Below are 2,557 nucleotides of genomic sequence, written 5' to 3'. Positions count from 1 at the left end.
TGACGGCGGCCGTGGCATCCTCCCAGCTGGCGGCCACATACGGCGCAATCTGCGGCCACGGGATTCCCCGAGTACGGCCAGATATCTCCCCGCTCGCCCCGAGTAGTCCCGCTCGGCGACGCTGGAGCGGGTGAAGAACAGCAGGGAGATCATGGAAATCCTGGAGGCGTTCGACCTCACAGGCAGTTACCGTGCTGCGGCCGAGCTGGCCGGGTGCGACCACCACACGGTGGCCCGGTACGTGAAGATGCGCGAGGCCGGCCACGAGCCGGGCCAGCGCCGTCACCGGGCCCGGGCGATCGACGACTACCTTCCGAAGATCGAGGAGCTGGTGGTCCGCTCGCAGGGCCGCATCCGCGCGGACGTGGTGCACCGGCGGATCACCGCGATGGGCTTCACAGGCGGGGAACGCACCACCCGCCGAACCGTCGCCGAGGCGAAAGCCCAGTTCAAGGCCGGTCGGCGCCGTGTCTACCGGCCGTGGGTGACCGAGCCCGGGCTCTGGTTGCAGTACGACTTCGGCGACGGGCCGGTGATCAAGGGCCGCAAGACCACACTGTTCTGCGCGTGGCTGGCCTGGTCCCGGTTCCGGGTGGTGATCCCGATCTGGGACAAGACCCTGCCGACGGTCACCGCCTGCCTGGACGCCACGTTGCGGCGGATCGGCGGGGTGCCGGCCTACGTGCTCACCGACAACGAGAAGACGGTGACCACCGACCACGTCGCCGGGATCGCAGTCCGCAACCCGGAGATCGTGGAGGTCGCCCGGCACTACGGCACGACCATTCGTACTTGCGTGCCGGCTGACCCGGAGTCCAAGGGCGGTTCGGAGGCGACGGTGCGGATCGCGAAGGCCGACCTGGTGCCCAAGGACGTGAACCTGCGCGAGGAGTTCCGCACGTTCGGCGAACTGGAGGCGGCCTGCCGCCAGTTCTGCGACGAGGTCAATTCCCGCCCGCACCGGGAGACCAGGCGCAAGCCCGTCGACCGGCTGGCTGAGGAGCAACAGCGGCTGCACCCGCTGCCCCGGCAGCCGTTCACCGCGGCGTTCGGCACGACCCGCCGGGTCAACTGGGACTCCACGATCTCGGTCGAGGCGGTGCGCTACTCGGTCCCGCACGAGCTGATCGACACCCGGGTCTGGGCCCGCTTCCACGGCGAGGAGCTGATCGTCACCGCGGTCGACGAGCGCGGCTCGGCCCAGGAGGTCGCCCGGCACCCGGCCGGCAAGCCGGGCTCGCCCGTGCTGGACGACGCGCACTACCCGCCGCGCGAGGACAAGGAAGCCGACCGCACGCCGAAGGCGACCAACGCCGAGGAGGTCGCCTTCCTCGGGCTCGGCCCCGGCGCCGCGAGCTGGCTGGTCGAGGCCGCCGCCTCCGGCACCCGCCGGATCAAGGCGAAGATGGCCGAGGCCGTCGCCCTCTCGAAGCTCTTCTCGGCCGGGGAGGTCGACCGGGCGCTGGGCACCGCCGCGGTCACCGGCCGCTTCGCGGACAAGGACCTGCTCTCGATCCTCGACTACCAGGCCGTCCACGGCCAGGCCGAACCCACCCGCCGCAGCGAGGAGCACTCGCTCCAGCCGGGCACCTCCGCCTGGTCCTCCTTCGGCCTCAACACCCTGCTCGACCACAACGAAAGCGACCCGTCCTGATGGCCACCCCGCTCCGCACCGTCCACGGCACCAACGGCGACCCGCTGGCCGAGGCCATCGAACTGACCAAGCGGCTCAAGCTCCCGCACATCCGCCGCTCGCTGACCGACATCATCCCCACCGCGAAGGCCCAACGCTGGGATCCGGCCGAGGTGGTGAGGGTCCTTCTGGCGGAAGAGGCCGCCGGCCGCGACCGTGCTAACCTGCACACCCGCCGCAAGCGGGCCGGCTTCCCGAGCGGCAAGACCTTCGGTGACTGGGACGAGACCGCCTCCGCGATCCCGAGGCAGACCCAGGACGCGCTCAAGTCCCTTGAGTGGGTGGGACGTCGGGAGAACCTCTGTGTCTGTGGTCCGTCGGGCACGGGCAAGAGCCACTTCACCGAGGCGCTCGGCCAGGCCGCGGTCGAGTCCGGGATGACGGTCGCCTGGTTCACCATCGAGGACCTGGGCGCGCTGGTCCGCCGGCACCGGGCGGACGACTCGATCGCCCGGGCGCTGTCGCGGATCATCCGCTCGGACCTGATCATCGTGGACGACATCGGTCTGCTGCCCGTCTCGCCGGACGCCGCCGAGGGCTTCTACCGGCTGGTCGACGCGGCCTACGAACGGCGCTCGGTCGCGGTCAGCAGCAACCTCCACCCCTCCGGGTTCGACGAGATCATGCCCAAGACCCTGGCCACCGCCACGGTCGACCGGCTCATGCACCACGCCCACATCGTCGTCACCCAGGGTGACAGCTACCGGCTCACCCAGGCCACCACTGGCAAGGGGGTGAAGCCCTTCAGCTGATCAGCATCAGATCAGGCGGGGAGATTATCTGGCCGCCACCGGGGCGGTCTTGAAGACCGCAGGTGGGGCGGGACTCCGGCCGCCAGTGGGGCGAGCGTGATGGCCGTTGACA

General features: G+C 70.6%; 2 protein-coding genes. Both read left to right on the top strand.

Features of this window, described 5'->3' with window-relative positions; genetic code table 11:
• The first annotated feature begins 130 nt into the window (after window positions 1-130).
• Entirely contained in the window at window positions 131-1,654 is a 1,524-nt protein-coding gene (gene istA / locus ACWDCZ_RS40240; RefSeq protein ID WP_049649637.1) for an IS21 family transposase, read from the top strand.
• On the top strand, window positions 1,654-2,445 hold the full coding sequence (gene istB / locus ACWDCZ_RS40235) for an IS21-like element helper ATPase IstB (RefSeq protein WP_049649636.1): 792 nt from the start codon (window positions 1,654-1,656) through the stop codon (window positions 2,443-2,445). Before istA ends, istB begins: the two co-directional genes overlap by 1 nt.
• Window positions 2,446-2,557 lie beyond the last annotated feature (112 nt).

The organism is Kitasatospora sp. NPDC001225 (assembly GCF_053597855.1).
Note: the sequence above shows the minus strand (reverse complement) of the source record. Positions and strands in the feature narration are given on the sequence as shown.

Excerpts from the sequence above, each read along its gene's own strand:
- istB (WP_049649636.1), top strand. The coding sequence starts at position 1,654 with ATGGCCACCCCGCTCCGCACCGTCCACGGCACCAACGGCGACCCGCTG.